The organism is Anaerolineales bacterium (assembly GCA_015075625.1).
Lineage (GTDB): Bacteria > Chloroflexota > Anaerolineae > Aggregatilineales > UBA2796 > UBA2796.
In genome coordinates this window covers 98,254-113,745 of sequence record JABTTZ010000001.1, presented here as the reverse complement: position 1 = coordinate 113,745, position 15,492 = coordinate 98,254, and the positions used below count along the sequence as shown (strand labels likewise).

The following is a 15,492-nucleotide window of genomic DNA, read 5'->3' as shown; positions in this document are numbered from 1 at the left end:
CTAAGAAATGCGGGCGACCCTTGTGGAGCGCCCTTATGAACCGCTCTCCGCTGAAGCACTACACGGCTACTTAGCAAGCGCTTTCAAGCCGCTTTGCAAGCGCTCCACGAACACTTTGAAATACCATTCCAACTGGTCTTGGGTGATCCAGTCGCCCTTTGCCATCAGGTCTTCATTGTTCACGCTGAAGGTGAACAGTTTGTTATCGACGCGCACTACTTGGGCATACGTTTGGAAAAACCCGATGGTGCGGAAGGTCATGCCGTTGAAGAACATTGCCTGATCGCCATCGTTCCCCCCCTCAATGATTCTTCCCGATGTGCCTCGGATGCATTGACGTACCTTTGCGCGGATTTTATCGAGCGCGGCTTGTGCATCAGCCGCCGTATCAAAAAGAAAGCCAGCGCTGTGGATATAGAACTTTGCTGTGTCACTGGTGGCGTAGCGCTGTGCGGCAGTGAAACGTCCTTTGTCAAGGGCAACCGCATAACACGAATCGATTTCCTCAACCCACAACGGCACATTCGTTTTGTCGTAACGGACTGCCTCCCGCAGGGGAACGATCTTTAGTGGCGGGCGGGTTGTAGCGAAGTCTTTTTCTTGAGGAAGAAAATGGGTGATCAAGAGGGAACGGGCAACGCCAACGCCAACGCCCGGTTGCAACCGCCCCGCCTGAAGGAGATCGGTGAGCGATTTCGCCAGATCGCCGCGCCGCAGATAGACATTGGCACGGTTGGAATAGGGGGCTGCCCATGTGGGGTCAAGGGTAATTGCTTGGGTGTAATCGGCATAGGCGCCATCATCATTTTTCAGGTTGCTGTGAACAATGCCGCGCTGGTTGTAAAGCCGCGCATAGCTTGGAAAAGGCTTCATTGCGACCAGCACATCAAGCGCTTTCTGATAGTCCTTAGCAAGAGAATAGATGCTGGCAAGCCATGAATTGACCTCTGGGGAGGTTGGGGCAAGCGCAAGCGCACGTTCGGCGTCCTCGAAGGCGGCTTTTTCCGCTTTTTTATGAACGTAATTCAGCCGGCTGCGCACGGCATAAGCGAGGGCGTTGTCAGGGTCAAGGCTGAACGCTTTCTTAATATCCCCTTCCACACTCGGTTCAAGTTTTGTGTCGCTGGTGACTAGGTTTAGATAGGCACGCCAAGCGTAAGCATCGGCAAGCGTGGGGTCGGCGGCAATCGCCCCACTGAACGACTGAAGGGCTCCTCGCGCATCCCGTTTTTCCCAATAGAGCGCCGCGCCATTTTTCAGGTTATCTCCGGCACTCGCCGCAAGAGGTACGGCGGTGGGGGCGGCTTTGAGGGCAGCATCACTACCTATCGCCCGAATCGTCACATCGTCAAACGAGAGTTTCATGTTGACAGGCTGGTTGGAAAAACGGGCGATCCCAAAGCCAATCGTCCCGTTGAAATCATTCGGACCGTCAAAGCGAATGACCCGCTGGTTGCCCATTGTCCAAATCACTTCATCGCGGGTGACGCGCAGCGTGCTGATGAACGTCCCACCGCTGAATACATCGGGGAGATCGCTGCTAGCGGCACGGGTGGCATTATGTTTGCCATCATTCACGCTGTAGGCAAGCCGGCGCTCTGGGGCAATGTAGTACATGAGCATGTTCTGTTTCGGCGTGCTGCCAATGTTGTAGACAACCGCCAAGAAACACGATCCGGGCTTATCACACGCCCCCCCGCTGACCTTGAAGGTGTATTCATAGGCGGCGGCTACTTTCGGCGCAGTTTCAAATTTAGGGTAGGTGAACCACACTACCTCTTTTGCCGCCTTGCCCATCTGGACGGTCAGTTTGCCATCGGAGACCTCAGCAAAAATACCGCCTGAATTCGTCGTTCGCCACGCCAAACTGTTCGTATCAAAAGTTTCTTTGAATTCCACCGCTTGGGCGTAAACGAGAAGTGCGGGGTGTATTCCTAAGAACAAGAGAGCACCCCAAAGAAGTACCGTCACACTGGGTAAACGTCCTCGAATCACCGTTCGTTCCTATCCTAACTTATGAAAAGCAGAAGAATACCTGTGGATGGGAGGAACTGACAAAACAAACCTATCACATTTATTGGTTGACTGCCCTGCTCATCTTATGGGGAGCAAGGTGTCCCTGTCACCACCGTACCACCCTTGCCCGCCAACGAATCTGCTAACTCGTTCAAATAGACTTCAAGGTTTGTGTAGCCAGCCACTCCGGTTTTCTTTTCCGATAGGTCGTTCCCATTGTGATCTTGGATGGTTGGCTTCAAGCCGTGCGCCGTTTCCCATGCATCAGGCATCCCATCTAAATCGGTATCCAATGGCGCAGTAGGAGGCGTGTGCGGATCATAATCGAGTAGGAAGGCATCGTCACGGACGGGCTTATCGCGGCTTTCAGGGTCAATCGTGCAGTTTGCCACTGCCGACAGCAAGCGCCGATCCATCGGATCACGCGGGAATGCCCCAACCTGGGCGACCATATATGCCGGAAGATCGGTTGTCTCTGTCAGGGTGACGGGCGGGAAAGGCTGGCGCTCGGCAAGCATTATCGCCAGAGGGCTATCGGTATTGGGGTGTTCCTGATAGAAATCGTTGCAGCACGAGGCAAGCTGCGCGTCACGCAGATCAGGGTAGAGATTCATCCGGTTGCCTTCAAAGAACAGGCGATTCTGCGCTGTAGTGGTCACATCCGATCCGATCATCCCGAAGGGATAATCTTGGCGCACAAACATGACATTCCGCACCCAATTCAGGTGTAAGCGGAACAACCCCGCTTCGGGCTGCCCGCTCCCCTCTTGGGCATTGCTGTTGTAGGTGATTACCCCGCCAGCATCCCACAACAAGTTATTCGTCAATTCAAGATTCAAGGGCTGCTTGCCGCAAAACGAGGGGCGTTCGGCATTTTCGTCAGCGCCGATGTTGCGGGTCATTTCACAGCTAATTTCCGGCAGCCGTCCGGTGATACGATGCCACAGGTTGTGATGAATGGTCAGGTTATCTTGCGGGCGTTGACTATGCGAGTAGTTGATCAGCATCCCCCCAAAGATGTGATGTTCGCCCACCGTCTCGGCAATGATGGTATTCTGGATGGTGATGTTGCGTGCTATAGAAATCTGCACGGCTTCATCATTGGCATTGGCAAGGGAAAGATGATCAACGATCACCTTTTCTACCCCGTCTAAGCGAAGGGCATCATCCAAGATATACCCCGCACCATCACGAGGGATGTGCGCGGCAGGGCGAGAGCGCAAGTGACGAATAATTAGATTGTCACAAGCGTTCGCCTCATAATGCCCATCACAGACAATGCCCCTGACAGTAATCCCTCCCGGTGAGGTTTGTCCGGCAATCGTCACATCGCCATAGATAAGTTCGGCGGCGGTGTTGATCACGCCGCTGACGGTGAAAAGGATGTAGCGCCGTCCTGGGGTACGCAGTGCCTCGCTCAACGATCCGGGTCCATCGTTTGCTAGGGTAGTCACATAGATCACCTGTCCGCCGCGCCCGCCAGTGGCAACCGCGCCAAAACCTTCCGCACCGGGGAAGGCGGGCGGCGGCGTTTGCGCATGGGTTGGCTGTGCGGCAAGTGTAACACTGATGAGGACGGTCAGTATGAGACTGCGAAGCGTGGCAAGGCGGCGCCTTATCATGATTTCCTCCTGGGCAGATTGTATGGTATGTCCTGAGCGCGTTCGTTCCTTTTCGCTTAACGCCCCACCGTGATCTCGCTGAGCAGGACACCGCGCAGCGCTCCAAAGGTGGGCGCGTCAAGGTCGGCAGAGGCGCGGCGGACATAGCCAATTTTCATGGGGAGCGCCACATTCAGCCCGCCAGATGCCCCCAGTGCCTCCCACAAAAGGGGTTGGCGGATGATGAGCGCCTCACTGAAGGTGACGCAGTAGAGGCTCAGACCTGTCTCTTGGGTGGGGTTGTCCGGGGTGATGGTCAGCGCGGCGATCACCTCACCCGACGCCGCATCCATACGCAAGGTGCCCGTCACCGCCGCCGTCAGCGGATCAGAATCAAGGACGGAAGCAACACAAGGCGGCTGCTGGACGCTAGGGAAAAATTCCAAGGTCCCCCGCACCGAGGCATCAAAATCAACCTCCAATGTGGCTGAGCCGAAAAAACGCACATCGCTAAAGACGGCGTTTCCGATGATCTGGTGGTTCAGGTCAAGCCGCCATGTGCCAATCATCGTATTCATGGCAAAGGGAAAGGTAGCGGTGGGAACAATTGTCGGGGTGGCAGTGGGGACGCGGGTGACGACAACGGTCACAAAGCGAACGGGTGGCTCAGTGGCGGCGGGGGGGCGCGTGGGGGTGGCGCTTGGCGCAGAGCGGCACGCCCCCACAACAAGCGCCATGAACACAAACACAACCCACCGCCAATGTCTTGAGTCACCCATACTGGTTCACCTATGCGTGATGTGCGGGGTGACCACAGCGGAACACCCCTACCAACCCCTTTTTACAGGATAAAATCACCCCTCACCGACACCCACTCGCTAGACAATAGATTGCAAAGCAATTTATTGACCGGGCGTTGGGGTCAGGGGTGGGGGTGTCTGTGCCGCCAATTTTGCCAGCAGATCGAGGATGTGCTGCCGCTCTGTTGGATCGTCATAGTCCGAATTGGCATAGAGCGCCTCCAAAAGGGCATCACGCGCTGCCGGATAATTGCCCATCGTTATGTGAACTTCAGCTAGTTCGATCTGGATATCCACATAGCGCCCATAGACCTTGCGGAATTCGTTGTATGCCGCCACCGCTTCCTCGTAGCGATTCAGTTTTGTCAGAACCCGCGCCTGATCCACCAACAAAAAGCGGCTGAAATAGCCTGTGAAAAAAGGTCCGCTGTTGTAGTTGGGGCGTTTTTCTTGGAGCGCCTTGAGCAGTGTCAAGGATTCCTCGTATTTGCCTTCCTGAGAGAGCAAAAGCGCCTCCACCCACTGCCCTTCAATGAGCGTAGGATCAAGGCTGAGCGTAATGCCTATCCAACGCTGCGCTGTCTCAATCTGCCCAACATCATAGGCGACAAAAGCACCCTCAGCGTAATGAAGGGGATCATTCGTCTTGCCCCCATCAAGGACATCCACATAGATAGTATACGCTGCCTCATTTTGATCGCTCAGGATATAGCTGGCAGCAAGCCCATTCATATAATAGATACTCCCCTCAAGATCATATGCCTTTTGGAAATCGGCAGCAGCCCGCGCCATATCCCACCGCTCAAAGTAAAAACGCCCGCGCCCAATCCACCAATACGCCTCGTTGGGGTCAAGCGCGATTGCGCGGCTGAGGTCAGCCTCTTTCTGCGCATCGGAGGCATAAAAATCCCTGCAGCATTGGACGCGCCCATAGTAGGTAGCAGGGTCGATTGAGCCGTGTTCGATGGCGGCAGTGTAGAAGTCCCACGCCTTTTGGCTGTCTCTTGTTTCGTCAAACCACTGGTAGTACGTCCCATAGAGACGGTATGCCTCTGGGCGCTCGGTATTCATACCCAACAGCCGATTCAGTATCCCTTGAATGGTGTTTAGCGCTGCTGAATCAGGATTCATCTCCATAAGGACGTAGGCACGCATCGCCAAAAGGTCATACTGCTCGCCATCGGTGGTAATGATCGAGTCGATCAGACGCAGCGCCCCCTCACGGTTGCCCTCATGCATCATTGCCCCAAATTCATCGCGGATAGTCACATAGCGTTCATCCGGTGTATTCAGCGCTACCCGCGTTGCATCGGGCGTGGGAAGGACAACCACCTCGGTGGGGGTTGGTTGGGGTGTGTTATAGCGGATCATTACCGTTGGCTGCGGGACGGGAGTCACCTCCTCGTCAAGGCTTTGCCCAAGCCGCAGGCGGGTAAGCAACCCCAAAATACGCTCCCGTTGATCAGGGTCATTTTGGCTAATCTCCAACACGTGGCGCAGTTCTTCACGGGCGTCGTCCGTCCGTCCGACGCGGTAAAGCGCCCGCGCCCGTTCAAGGTGCGGCGGTATCCAATTCCCAAATGCCTCAATCGTCCGTTCAAAAGCGCTTGCGGCTTCCTCAAAACGCCCTAAACGGGCGAGGATGCGCCCGCGATCCAGATTGACCTCATGATTAAAGCGCGGGTGAAGGAACGCCGTTGTGTAATCGCGGTTTTCGCCATTGGCAAAGGAATCCAAGAGCGCCAAAGCCTTTTCGTCCTCGCCCTCAGCGACGGCAACAAGAGCAAGGACATAGCTTGCGCGGTTTGTATCGGGGTCAAGGCTGAGCGCCGTCTCCGCCCACTCGCGGGCTTTTTCCAGTTGCCCGCCAAGAAAGGCAACCGCTGCCGCATCCCCATAGTAACAGCCGCAGGTCGGGCGTAGGGTGGCAATCCCGCGCATATATAGATCAAAGGCGGACTGCTGATCTTTGAACAACAAATAGGCAATGGCGAGGTCAGTATGGCGGTAAACACTGGGATTCAGCGACTCCGCCTTGAGAAAATCGTCAATGGCTGCCTGATAGTTCTCCCGCCGCATGTAAAAATTGGCGCGTTCGTCATAGTAATAGGCAACCCAGGGGGCAAGCTCAATGGCGTGGGTGAAGGCGCTCAGCACATCCTCATCCGGGCGATTCGCGTCGCGGGCTGTCGTCCCTTGCCGAAGGTATACATCGGCATCTTGCAAGCCTAAGTTGATTGCCTGAGTGTAGAGATCGTAGGCGGCGGCGGCATCGTAGTTTGGCGCGCCGCGCTTGTATTCGGCAAGGGCAACATATGCTTCTGGACGGATCGGTTCGGCTTCAATGCCGCGTTCGGCAATGCCCTTAGCCTCTTCTAAACGCGCTGGCTGATCTTGATAGCGGACAAGGGTGAGCGCCTTCAAGATGAGCAGTTCATACTTTTCGGGATCGCTCGCCAGTTTTTCCTCTATTTCGGTAAGCGCCTCGTCATACTGCCCGTTTCGCAAGCGTTCGATGGTCCAATCCCAAAACTCCTGATAAGCAGGATCGGTAAAGACGACAGCAATGGCAACCAGTGTTGGAGGGGTTGTTGCGGCAGTTGTTGGCGCGATGGTGGGTGGGAAGGTGGGCGGGATGCTTGTAGCAGCACTGTTTGTTGGCGGTATATCCGTCGGCTTGATGGTCGGTTCTACCGAGGGAATTTCTGTCGGAATGGCAGTAGGCACAATGGTAGGAAGGCTACTCGGCAGTGTGACAAAGGATTCTCCTGTGGGAGAGATGGTCGGTAGGGCGGCACTTTGGGTCGAAGGGATAGCCGTCTCAGTTTGGGCAACCTGGGATGGATCACCAGCGGGCAGTGTGGGCGGAACAACGACAATCGTGTTGTCTTTGGGGCGGGTGAGCGCAAACACTGCCCCTCCCACTACAACCAGCGCGACAAAAACGAGAAGAAGGGGAGAAATCCTCCCACGCTGTGGAGCGGGGCTAGGTTGTTCCTCGGTCATCCCACCCTGAATGGTATTCGCCCGCCCGACACTGGAATCAGGCTTCGCTGGTGTCGATTGCCCCGTCATGGGGCGGTTATAGGTTGATGATGAGGCACGCAGCGGCGGCGTTGACATGCCCGGTTTTGTCGAAATGTCGTTGGGAAGGGTGTTCAGCGCGGTGATCATCGCATCCCGAAGTTCGTCCGCCGTGCGATAACGATCCTGAGGGTCTTTGGCTAAAGCGTGGAGCAAAATCGCTTGGACGGAATCAGGAAGCTTGGGAGGGAGTTTGATCGGCTCGGCAATGTGTTTATAGATGATCGCCAATGGGGTATCGGCATCAAAGGGGACGTTTCCGGTGAGCATCTCGTAAAGGACAATGCCCATCCCGTAAATGTCTGTCCGCTCGTCTGTTTTTTCGCCCCGCCCCGCCTCAGGACTCATGTAGGCGGGTGTCCCCACAATCGCACCGCTGGCGGTCATTTGGGTTGTCCCCATGATCTTCGCCACGCCGAAATCGGTGAGGACAGGTTCGCCCGTCTTGGTGAACAGGATGTTGGCGGGTTTAATATCGCGGTGCAGCATCCCCTCGCCGTGCGCATAGGCAAGCGCATCGGAAAGTTTGATCGCCACATCGAGTGTCTCGGCAAGGGAGAGCGCCCCACGCTTGCGGAGTCGATCCTTCAGCGATTCGCCTTGAATGTACTCCATCACCATGTAGAACTGCTCATCGTGTACATCAAAGTCCATCACTTGGACAATGTTCGGGTGACGCAACCCCCCGACCATCGTTGCCTCGCGCTTGAAGCGCTCGGTAAAGCCTTCTTCGTCAGCGAGGTGCGCCAACATAACTTTGATTGCCACGAAACGATTCATCGTCGGTTGGAAGGCGCGGTACACTTCCGCCATCCCTCCCCGTCCAAGCCGTTCGATGATCTGATACTTGCCGAGTGTTTTTCCCGTCAAATCCGCCATGATAGCTCCCTATCGATTCGCCTCAGTTCCCCGTCACTGCGCCTTCGGAGGCAGGCTTGACCAAGCGAGCATATTTCGCCATGACGCCGCTTTGGTAACGCGGGGTGGGTGGCTGCCATGTCGCCCGCCGTGTTGCTAAATCTGCCTCGCTCAGTTCCACGCGGATTGTCCGTGCTTCAATATCAATGGTGATTGTGTCCCCTTCGTGGAGCAATCCAATCGCGCCGCCGGCTGCGGCTTCGGGGGTGATATGCCCCACCATCAGTCCGCGAGTTGCGCCGGAAAAACGTCCGTCGGTGATGAGGGCGACGGAGTTTCCCAACCCTTGCCCACTGAGCGCGGCGGTGACGCCCAACATTTCCCGCATTCCGGGTCCGCCAACGGGTCCCTCATAGCGAATGACGACGACATCGCCAGCGACGATCTGATTATTCTTCACCGCATGAAAGGCATCTTCTTCTGTGTTGAAGATGCGGGCGGGTCCTTGATGGTACAGCCGCTCGTAACCAAACAGTTTTACCACGCCGCCATCAGGCGCTAAGTTCCCCTTCAGAATGACCAAGCCGCCCGTCGCCTTGACCGGGTTGGCAAGGGTGCGGATCACTTCCTGACCGGGGGTTTCTTCGGCGTTGGCTGTTTCTTTGGCAAGCGTTTTGCCCGTCACAGTGAGAGCATCCCCATGCAGCAGCCCGCCTTCCAAAAGACGCCGCACCAGAAGGGGAATACCGCCCGCCCGTGTCATATCGGTGGCAACGTACTTCCCGCCGGGTTTCATATCGGCAATTAGGGGCGTCTCGCGGCTGATCTGCTCAATGTCGTCAATCGTGAAAGGGATGCCCGCTTCGCGGGCAAAGGCGAGGATATGCAAAACCCCGTTGGTGCTGCCGCCCGTCGCGGCGACGGAACGAATGGCGTTTTCGAGCGCTTGCCGCGTGATGATTTGGCGAGGGCGAAGGTCGCGGGCGATCAAGTCCATGATCATTGTCCCAACCTGATAGGCAACATCGTTTTTCTGCGGGTCTTCCGCTGGCACGCCCGCCGAACGCATGGGGGACATACCCATCACTTCGACAGCGGTTGCCATGGTGTTCGCCGTGAACTGCCCGCCACAGGCGCCCGATCCGGGGCAGGCGGCGTTCTCTACGGCACGCAATTGGTCGGCGGTGATCGTCCCCTTCGCATACGCGCCGATGGCTTCAAATACATCTTGGACGGTCAAATCTTTGCCGTTCAGGTGTCCGGGGGCAATTGAACCGCCATAGAGCATCACCGAGGGGATATTCAGGCGGATCAAACCCATAATCGTGCCGGGGATTGTTTTATCGCACGAGGAGAGGGCGATCACACCGTCAAAATAATTGGCGCGGGCAACCAGTTCAATCGAATCAGCAATCAGTTCGCGGCTGATGAGGGATGCCTTCATCCCTTCCGTCCCCATCGTGATTCCGTCGGAGATGCTGATCGTGTTGAATTCGAGGGGCGTTCCGCCCGCTGCTTTGATTCCTTCACGCACCTTTGCCGCCAAACGCCGCAAATGGAAGTTGCACGGACCAATTTCTGTCCATGTGTTAGCAATGCCGATGATTGGCTTGTTCAGGTCGTCGTCGGTTAAGCCAATTGCCTTGAACATGCTGCGGGCGGCGGCGCGATCCACACCCTCTACAAGGGTGCGGCTAGTGACATTCAGGCGAGAGGCGGTGGTGCTGCCGTTTTCGGTCACGGTGGGCGGACTCCTCGGTGCAAAATCGGGATGACACACGATCACGGTTGGTTGATCATGATCATTGTAGACCGATCAGGGGAAAAGTACTAGCACTTGTGACGACTTACGGCGAAATTAGGAGCAATGCCCAAACCGTAACATGAAGGGTGTTAACGCACCGACGCCCCAAAAAAAAGGGCGATGTCGTCGCTGCGGTAGTGACGATCATTGTAGCCACAAAAGACCAAGCCGTGCTTTTGGCAAAAGCAGATACCGGGGTAGTTTTTCGTTTGTGTTTCGATGATGATCTTTTCTAACCCCTCGTCACGGGCGTGTTGGTAGGCCATGTTGAACAAGCCGCTTCCCACATGCTCCCGGCGGTAGGGACGCCCAACCCCCATATCGACAATCCAGCCTAGCGCCCGTCCGGGATCAATGCGCATATGAAGGTAGCCGCGCACACGCCCACCGCCCTGCGCCACGACGACATAATCGCCTTTCTGAAGGGCGTGATCCAAACTGCGCGGCTCGCGGGGGTGAGTCACGCGCATGGGGCGGGGAAGGCGTCCGGTGCGAAAACTGAGGGCGATTGCCCCATATTCATCACGAAGATCGACTTGCCAAACGTAATCCGTCTCGTAGGTGAGGTCAAGGGCGGCGCAGGCAGAGAGATCACCCTCCCCCGCCCGGCGAAGGGTGATTCCGTCAAATGCATCAGAAAGAGGCGGCTGCATCAGCCCGCCTTTATCGTATCGGTGACTGTCTTGGCGTAAGTGACAAGGCTGAACGCCTTCTGGAAACCCACCGATTCGTAGAGGTGGGAGGCGTTGTTTTGGTTATCCATATAGACATACAAACGCACCGAGTCCATTCCGGCATCGTGTAAGATTTCTAGTGTCTTGAGGATCAGCGTCCGCCCTAGCCCTTGCTGGCGAAAGCCCCGCCGCGTGCCGATCTGGTGCAAGAGCGCTTGTTTCACCCCCACGCGCCCAACTTCCTGCGGGTTGATGAACGACCAGCAAAAGGCGGCGAACGTTCCATCGGGGGCAACGAGGATCAAATCGCGTTCGGGGGCGTAACCTGGGTCGGTCTGGCGGCGGTGACGATAGTCCTCAAGGGTCAGATCAATGTGATTCCAGTGATCGATGAAAGAGTCGTTGTACATGGCAATCCATGCCTCAGCATCGCGTTCGGGATCGGCGGCGCGAATGGTGAACCCTTCGGAGAGGGTTGGTGTGTCAATGGGCTGGTGTAAATCCCGATCCATCTGCCATAGTTCATGGCGCACGTCATATTTATGCCATTCCAGCAGAAATTGACGCGGACGATCAATGTCACGGGCAATCGATTCAAGGCGGGCGGGGAGTCCTTTTGTTACTCCTACCTCACAGAGGCGTGCCTCCCCCCACCGGATTACATCGTCATCCAGCCAATGCTCACGGTGGTCGGGGCGCACCCGCCAGCGAAGAGTACCCGTGATCTCATCGGTGGCGACATCAATTTCGATCACGCCATAGGCAATGACGACGCCCTCTGGGTTTTCCCAAAGCCGGACATCGTGTTCAGGATCAAGGGTGGGGGCGAAAAACTGGACGCGCAGTTCCTCGGCAGTACGCCGCACCCCCATTTGATCAACGATTTCGCAATCTGTCAGCAGTTGGGCAAGTTTGGGAAGGTCGCTTTCGCCAGCAAAGGAACGGTAGGTATAGATCATAATTACAACGTCTCCGGGACAGGAATTACGCCGCTGCGCAACTCAGCAAGGGCGCTTTGGGCTGGTGCAAAATTTGGGTTCAATTGTAGCGTGCGTTCCAAATCGGAGGTGGCTTGGGCGCGAATACCTACTGCGGCGGATGCCAGTCCGCGATAGTAGTAGGCTTCTTCAATGAAAATCCGTTTAGAACTGTTGATCACGTTGTTGGCGAGTTCGAGGACGGTTTTGTAATCGCCCGCCATGTAATATGCCTTGAAAGGACCGAACTGATACCACATCATCCGCCAGGGTAGCCCACCCCCAAGATAGCGTGCCTTGTCGTAGGCGATTGCTGCTTCTTCGTAGCGCCCTAGCGCCACCAGATTCGTCCCAATGTTGAACCACGCATACATATCGTTGGGGTTATACTGTGTCTCTAAAAAGGCTTTTTCCAGTGCCTCCACATGGTTTTGGCGTTCGTCAAATGCCGTCCCCAGAATATCTTGAATGTGAGTCGCTTGTTCAGGGGGATAGATGACGAGATAGACACGGTTGAAGTGTTTCCAGCGCTGGTCAAGATCAGCGTAATTTTCGCGCACGCCGCGCCCATCAGAACCATTTTCCTCAAAGGTATCCAAGCCAAAGAAATAGGCACTGAGATCGTCCCACCCAACGAGTGTCACGTAATGCCCCAACCAACTGCCATCATCCTTGTGGATTAACCCTGTCTCAAGAATCACCCCCGCCCCGGCGTAAAGCAAGCGCTTCATCAGGTCGATAGAGCCGTTTGTGCGCACAAGGGCGCGGAGTCCAGTTTGCTCGTTGACATATTGCGCCATTTGCCAGGGGCTGACGTTGGCATCATCGGTGTTTGGCTTCAGCCAGGCGGCAGTGTCTTCCTGGCGCGTGTCTACGCCGAGAACATACATTGCCTGCACTAAATTTGCCGGACCGCAGTTGTTCCATAATTGGGCAACCCGTTTCGCCCTGGGGACGTAAAAATTTGCAGGAAGGGGGGCGGTGGTTGCCGTGGGACGGGTGACGGGCGTCATGGTGATGATCCCCGGCATCCCAATGGGGGTTGCTCCCAGAACCGCAGAAGGCGTCACGCCGGGGGCAAGGGTGGCGATAGGAGCGCCCGCCAGATCAATGGTGAAACCAGCCGCAGCCGTTGCACGGGCGGGGTCAAGGGTGGGCAGCGCCTGAACGCCGGGAACTTCCGTTGGCAAAAAGACGCGCAAGACGGGCAAATAGCGGGCAGCACGATCTTGCCACTCTGGAGAAAGCTGGCGAAAAGCAATTGGCGTCAGAACAACGGTGAGGGCGCACATCCCGACGCACAGCAGCACACCGAGGAACAAACAACCCCACATAACACCCTCACCACGCCCGCGTCGCGGACGCAGACGGCTGTTGTAGGTGCTATAGCCAGTGCGGTTATCAATCTGGTAAACGTGCCGTCGGTATTGGGGTGGTCGCCTAGTCATACCCTGAACTTAAAATCCATGACGTGCCTATTGGGTAGCAACTGTACACCGATCCCCCATCCCTTTCAAGCATTGCATAGAAACTATTCATCCAATATCAGGATAGTTTCCCCCTTGTGCTGACCAACACATTATAATCGGTGCAGTTTATATACTTCCCCCTCTTGAGGAGGCTGCACCTAATGGCACATTCTATTCTCGCCCCAACAGATTTCCATACAGAGACGATTCGCGTTGGCGACCTGACAATGAACGTTGCCTTAGAAGGCGATCCCGATGCGCCACTCGTCTTGCTGCTGCATGGCTTTCCCGAATTTTGGTACAGTTGGCGTCACCAGATCAAGGCGCTGGCAGCGGCGGGCTATCGGGTGGCAGCGCCCGACCAGCGCGGCTATAACCTGACCGAGAAGAAACCACCCTACGACCTGATCACCCTAAGCAACGATGCAGCAGGGGTGATCACCGCGTTAGGAAAGGAAAAAGCCTTCGTCGTTGGGCATGACTGGGGCGGGGGCGTGGCGTGGATCATGGGGGCATACCACCCAGAGATGGTTGAAAAGGTGGTCATTTGCAATGTCCCGCACCCGTTGGTCATGGCGAAGATGCTGCGCAGCAGCCCGCGCCAATTGCTAAAAAGTTGGTACATGCTTTTTTTCCAACTTCCGGCACTTCCAGAGGCGCTTCTTGCCATGCGCAATTACAAGGCGTTGGTGGATACCCTAAAGTCGGTTAGCACCGTCACCCCGGAAGAAATCGAGTATTTTAAGGTGGCGTGGAAACAACCCGGAGCGCTCAACGGCTCGTTGAATTGGTATCGGATTGCCTTTCGCACACTCGGTAAGGTTGCCAAGCGTGATTTGATCTTGAAAATGCCAACGCGCATTATCTGGGGCGATCCCGATCCTGTTGTTGATCGGAGTGCGGCGGAGGCATCGCGCAAATTTGCCCCCGGCTGCGATCTGATCTACCTCCCGGGCGGTGGGCATTTTGTTCAGCAAGAGCGCCCCGACGAGGTGAATCAGTTGATCTTGGCATTTTTGAACGGATCAAACGGATAAGGATGTCCTGATGAACCCTTTTAGACGCCTGTTGATGCTACTTACAGTTAGCCTGATGATGATGGTATGTGTGGCTTCCCCAAGCGCCGCACAAGAGCCTACAGCATTTTTCAAGGGGATTGCTCCCTTAGTGGTTGACAGCCCTGCTTATCACGATATACTTGCCGATGGGCTAGGGGGTGGTGATCAAGGGGTAAACGAACGATGCCCGTCCTTCTTGTAAGAAGGCTGGTTGCAGCCCAACCAGTGAGGGTACTGCAATAAATACCCTGATCTGATTATGATTCGCCAGCCGGATTTGAACCCGGAAGGCGTTGAATGGGATGCCGCCGCCGGACAGTTCCTCGTTGGCTCATTGGGAAATGGCAAGGTTTATGCCATCACCGATGAGGGGGTAGCCACTCCACTGGTAGAGGATGATGCAGTGAAAGTCGCCGTTGGCATTGAGGTTGACGCCAAAGGGGGACGCCTGCTGGTATGCAGTTCGGAACGGGAGGCGTTCACCAATCCCTTAGCAAAAACAAAAATCGCCCTCGGCATCTATGATTTAAAGACGGGCGAACGGCTGCACCTCGTTGATCTGACGAAAATTGGCGGGGAATCGCGCCACTTTGCCAACGATGTCGCCGTTGATGGGGAGGGAAACGCCTACGTCACGGACTCGACCCAACCCCATATTTACAAGGTAACCCCCAATGGAGAGGCGTCTTTGTTTGTGAAAGATGCTCGCTTCCAAAATCCCTTTTTGGGGTTGAACGGAATCGTTGCTCACCCTGATGGGTATCTCTTAGTTGCCCTTGCTGGAGGCGGGAAACTTTACAAGATTACTTTGGAGGCAGCGCCCGTTGTCACCGAGGTAACCCTTCGGCAAGCTGAACGCTTTGATGGGCTGATTTTGACGCCTGAGGGGGTGCTGATCGGCGTTTCTAGTGGGCGGGTAATTCGCTTGGAAAGTGATGATGCGTGGGCAACAGCGACGATGACGGGCGAGGCGAAAAAACATCCCGCGACGACGGTTGCCTACCGCGATGGGGAGGTCTACGCGCTGTGGGCGCATCTTTCCGAAAACCCGCAGCCAGAAGCCTATGAGCTTGTGCGGGTGGTCTTTCCGTAAGGGAAATAGTCGGATCAGCATCCGACCCTTGTTCAGCCGCCGCTCCCATGATACACTT

10 protein-coding genes are annotated in these 15,492 nt (G+C 55.8%); 2 read left to right on the top strand and 8 right to left on the bottom strand.

Annotated features, from left to right (window positions below; all coding sequences use genetic code 11):
- Window positions 1-66 precede the first annotated feature (66 nt).
- The 8 genes from HS103_00470 to HS103_00435 form a co-directional block, all read right to left on the bottom strand.
- Window positions 67-1,971, bottom strand: coding sequence for a hypothetical protein (locus tag HS103_00470; protein ID MBE7511273.1), 1,905 nt, complete (start codon window positions 1,969-1,971; stop codon window positions 67-69).
- A gap of 128 nt (window positions 1,972-2,099) precedes the next feature.
- Entirely contained in the window at window positions 2,100-3,638 is a 1,539-nt protein-coding gene (locus HS103_00465; GenBank protein ID MBE7511272.1) for a hypothetical protein, read from the bottom strand.
- Between the two features lie 56 nt (window positions 3,639-3,694).
- Window positions 3,695-4,396, bottom strand: coding sequence for a hypothetical protein (locus HS103_00460; protein ID MBE7511271.1), 702 nt, complete (start codon window positions 4,394-4,396; stop codon window positions 3,695-3,697).
- A gap of 123 nt (window positions 4,397-4,519) precedes the next feature.
- The gene (locus HS103_00455) at window positions 4,520-8,380 is read right to left on the bottom strand and encodes a protein kinase (protein ID MBE7511270.1); all 3,861 of its coding nucleotides are present in this window, start codon (window positions 8,378-8,380) and stop codon (window positions 4,520-4,522) included.
- A gap of 22 nt (window positions 8,381-8,402) precedes the next feature.
- Complete coding sequence (ilvD, locus tag HS103_00450; GenBank protein ID MBE7511269.1) at window positions 8,403-10,067, bottom strand: dihydroxy-acid dehydratase; 1,665 nt, start codon at window positions 10,065-10,067, stop codon at window positions 8,403-8,405.
- 185 nt (window positions 10,068-10,252) lie between these two features.
- Window positions 10,253-10,816 carry a GNAT family N-acetyltransferase gene (locus HS103_00445; GenBank protein ID MBE7511268.1) on the bottom strand — a complete coding sequence of 188 codons (564 nt, stop codon included), beginning with the start codon at window positions 10,814-10,816 and terminating at the stop codon, window positions 10,253-10,255.
- The gene (locus HS103_00440; GenBank protein ID MBE7511267.1) at window positions 10,816-11,796 is read right to left on the bottom strand and encodes a GNAT family N-acetyltransferase; all 981 of its coding nucleotides are present in this window, start codon (window positions 11,794-11,796) and stop codon (window positions 10,816-10,818) included. Before HS103_00440 ends, HS103_00445 begins: the two co-directional genes overlap by 1 nt.
- Before the next feature lie 2 nt (window positions 11,797-11,798).
- A complete protein-coding gene (locus HS103_00435; protein MBE7511266.1) occupies window positions 11,799-13,262 on the bottom strand; it encodes a C39 family peptidase in 1,464 nt (487 codons plus the stop codon).
- A gap of 182 nt (window positions 13,263-13,444) precedes the next feature.
- Here HS103_00435 and HS103_00430 point away from each other — a divergent pair, with 182 nt between their 5' ends.
- Both HS103_00430 and HS103_00425 read left to right on the top strand, forming a co-directional pair.
- Window positions 13,445-14,320, top strand: coding sequence for an alpha/beta hydrolase (locus HS103_00430; protein ID MBE7511265.1), 876 nt, complete (start codon window positions 13,445-13,447; stop codon window positions 14,318-14,320).
- 280 nt (window positions 14,321-14,600) lie between these two features.
- Entirely contained in the window at window positions 14,601-15,434 is an 834-nt protein-coding gene (locus tag HS103_00425) for an SMP-30/gluconolactonase/LRE family protein (GenBank protein MBE7511264.1), read from the top strand.
- The last annotated feature ends 58 nt before the right edge of the window (window positions 15,435-15,492 follow it).

What these genes read in the sequence shown, in the direction of transcription:
- HS103_00465 (MBE7511272.1), bottom strand. Translation starts at nt 3,638, where the DNA reads ATGATAAGGCGCCGCCTTGCCACGCTTCGCAGTCTCATACTGACCGTC.
- HS103_00460 (MBE7511271.1), bottom strand. Translation starts at nt 4,396, where the DNA reads ATGGGTGACTCAAGACATTGGCGGTGGGTTGTGTTTGTGTTCATGGCG.
- HS103_00455 (MBE7511270.1), bottom strand. Translation starts at nt 8,380, where the DNA reads ATGGCGGATTTGACGGGAAAAACACTCGGCAAGTATCAGATCATCGAA.
- HS103_00445 (MBE7511268.1), bottom strand. Translation starts at nt 10,816, where the DNA reads ATGCAGCCGCCTCTTTCTGATGCATTTGACGGAATCACCCTTCGCCGG.
- HS103_00440 (MBE7511267.1), bottom strand. Translation starts at nt 11,796, where the DNA reads ATGATCTATACCTACCGTTCCTTTGCTGGCGAAAGCGACCTTCCCAAA.
- HS103_00435 (MBE7511266.1), bottom strand. Translation starts at nt 13,262, where the DNA reads ATGACTAGGCGACCACCCCAATACCGACGGCACGTTTACCAGATTGAT.
- HS103_00430 (MBE7511265.1), top strand. Translation starts at nt 13,445, where the DNA reads ATGGCACATTCTATTCTCGCCCCAACAGATTTCCATACAGAGACGATT.
- HS103_00425 (MBE7511264.1), top strand. Translation starts at nt 14,601, where the DNA reads ATGATTCGCCAGCCGGATTTGAACCCGGAAGGCGTTGAATGGGATGCC.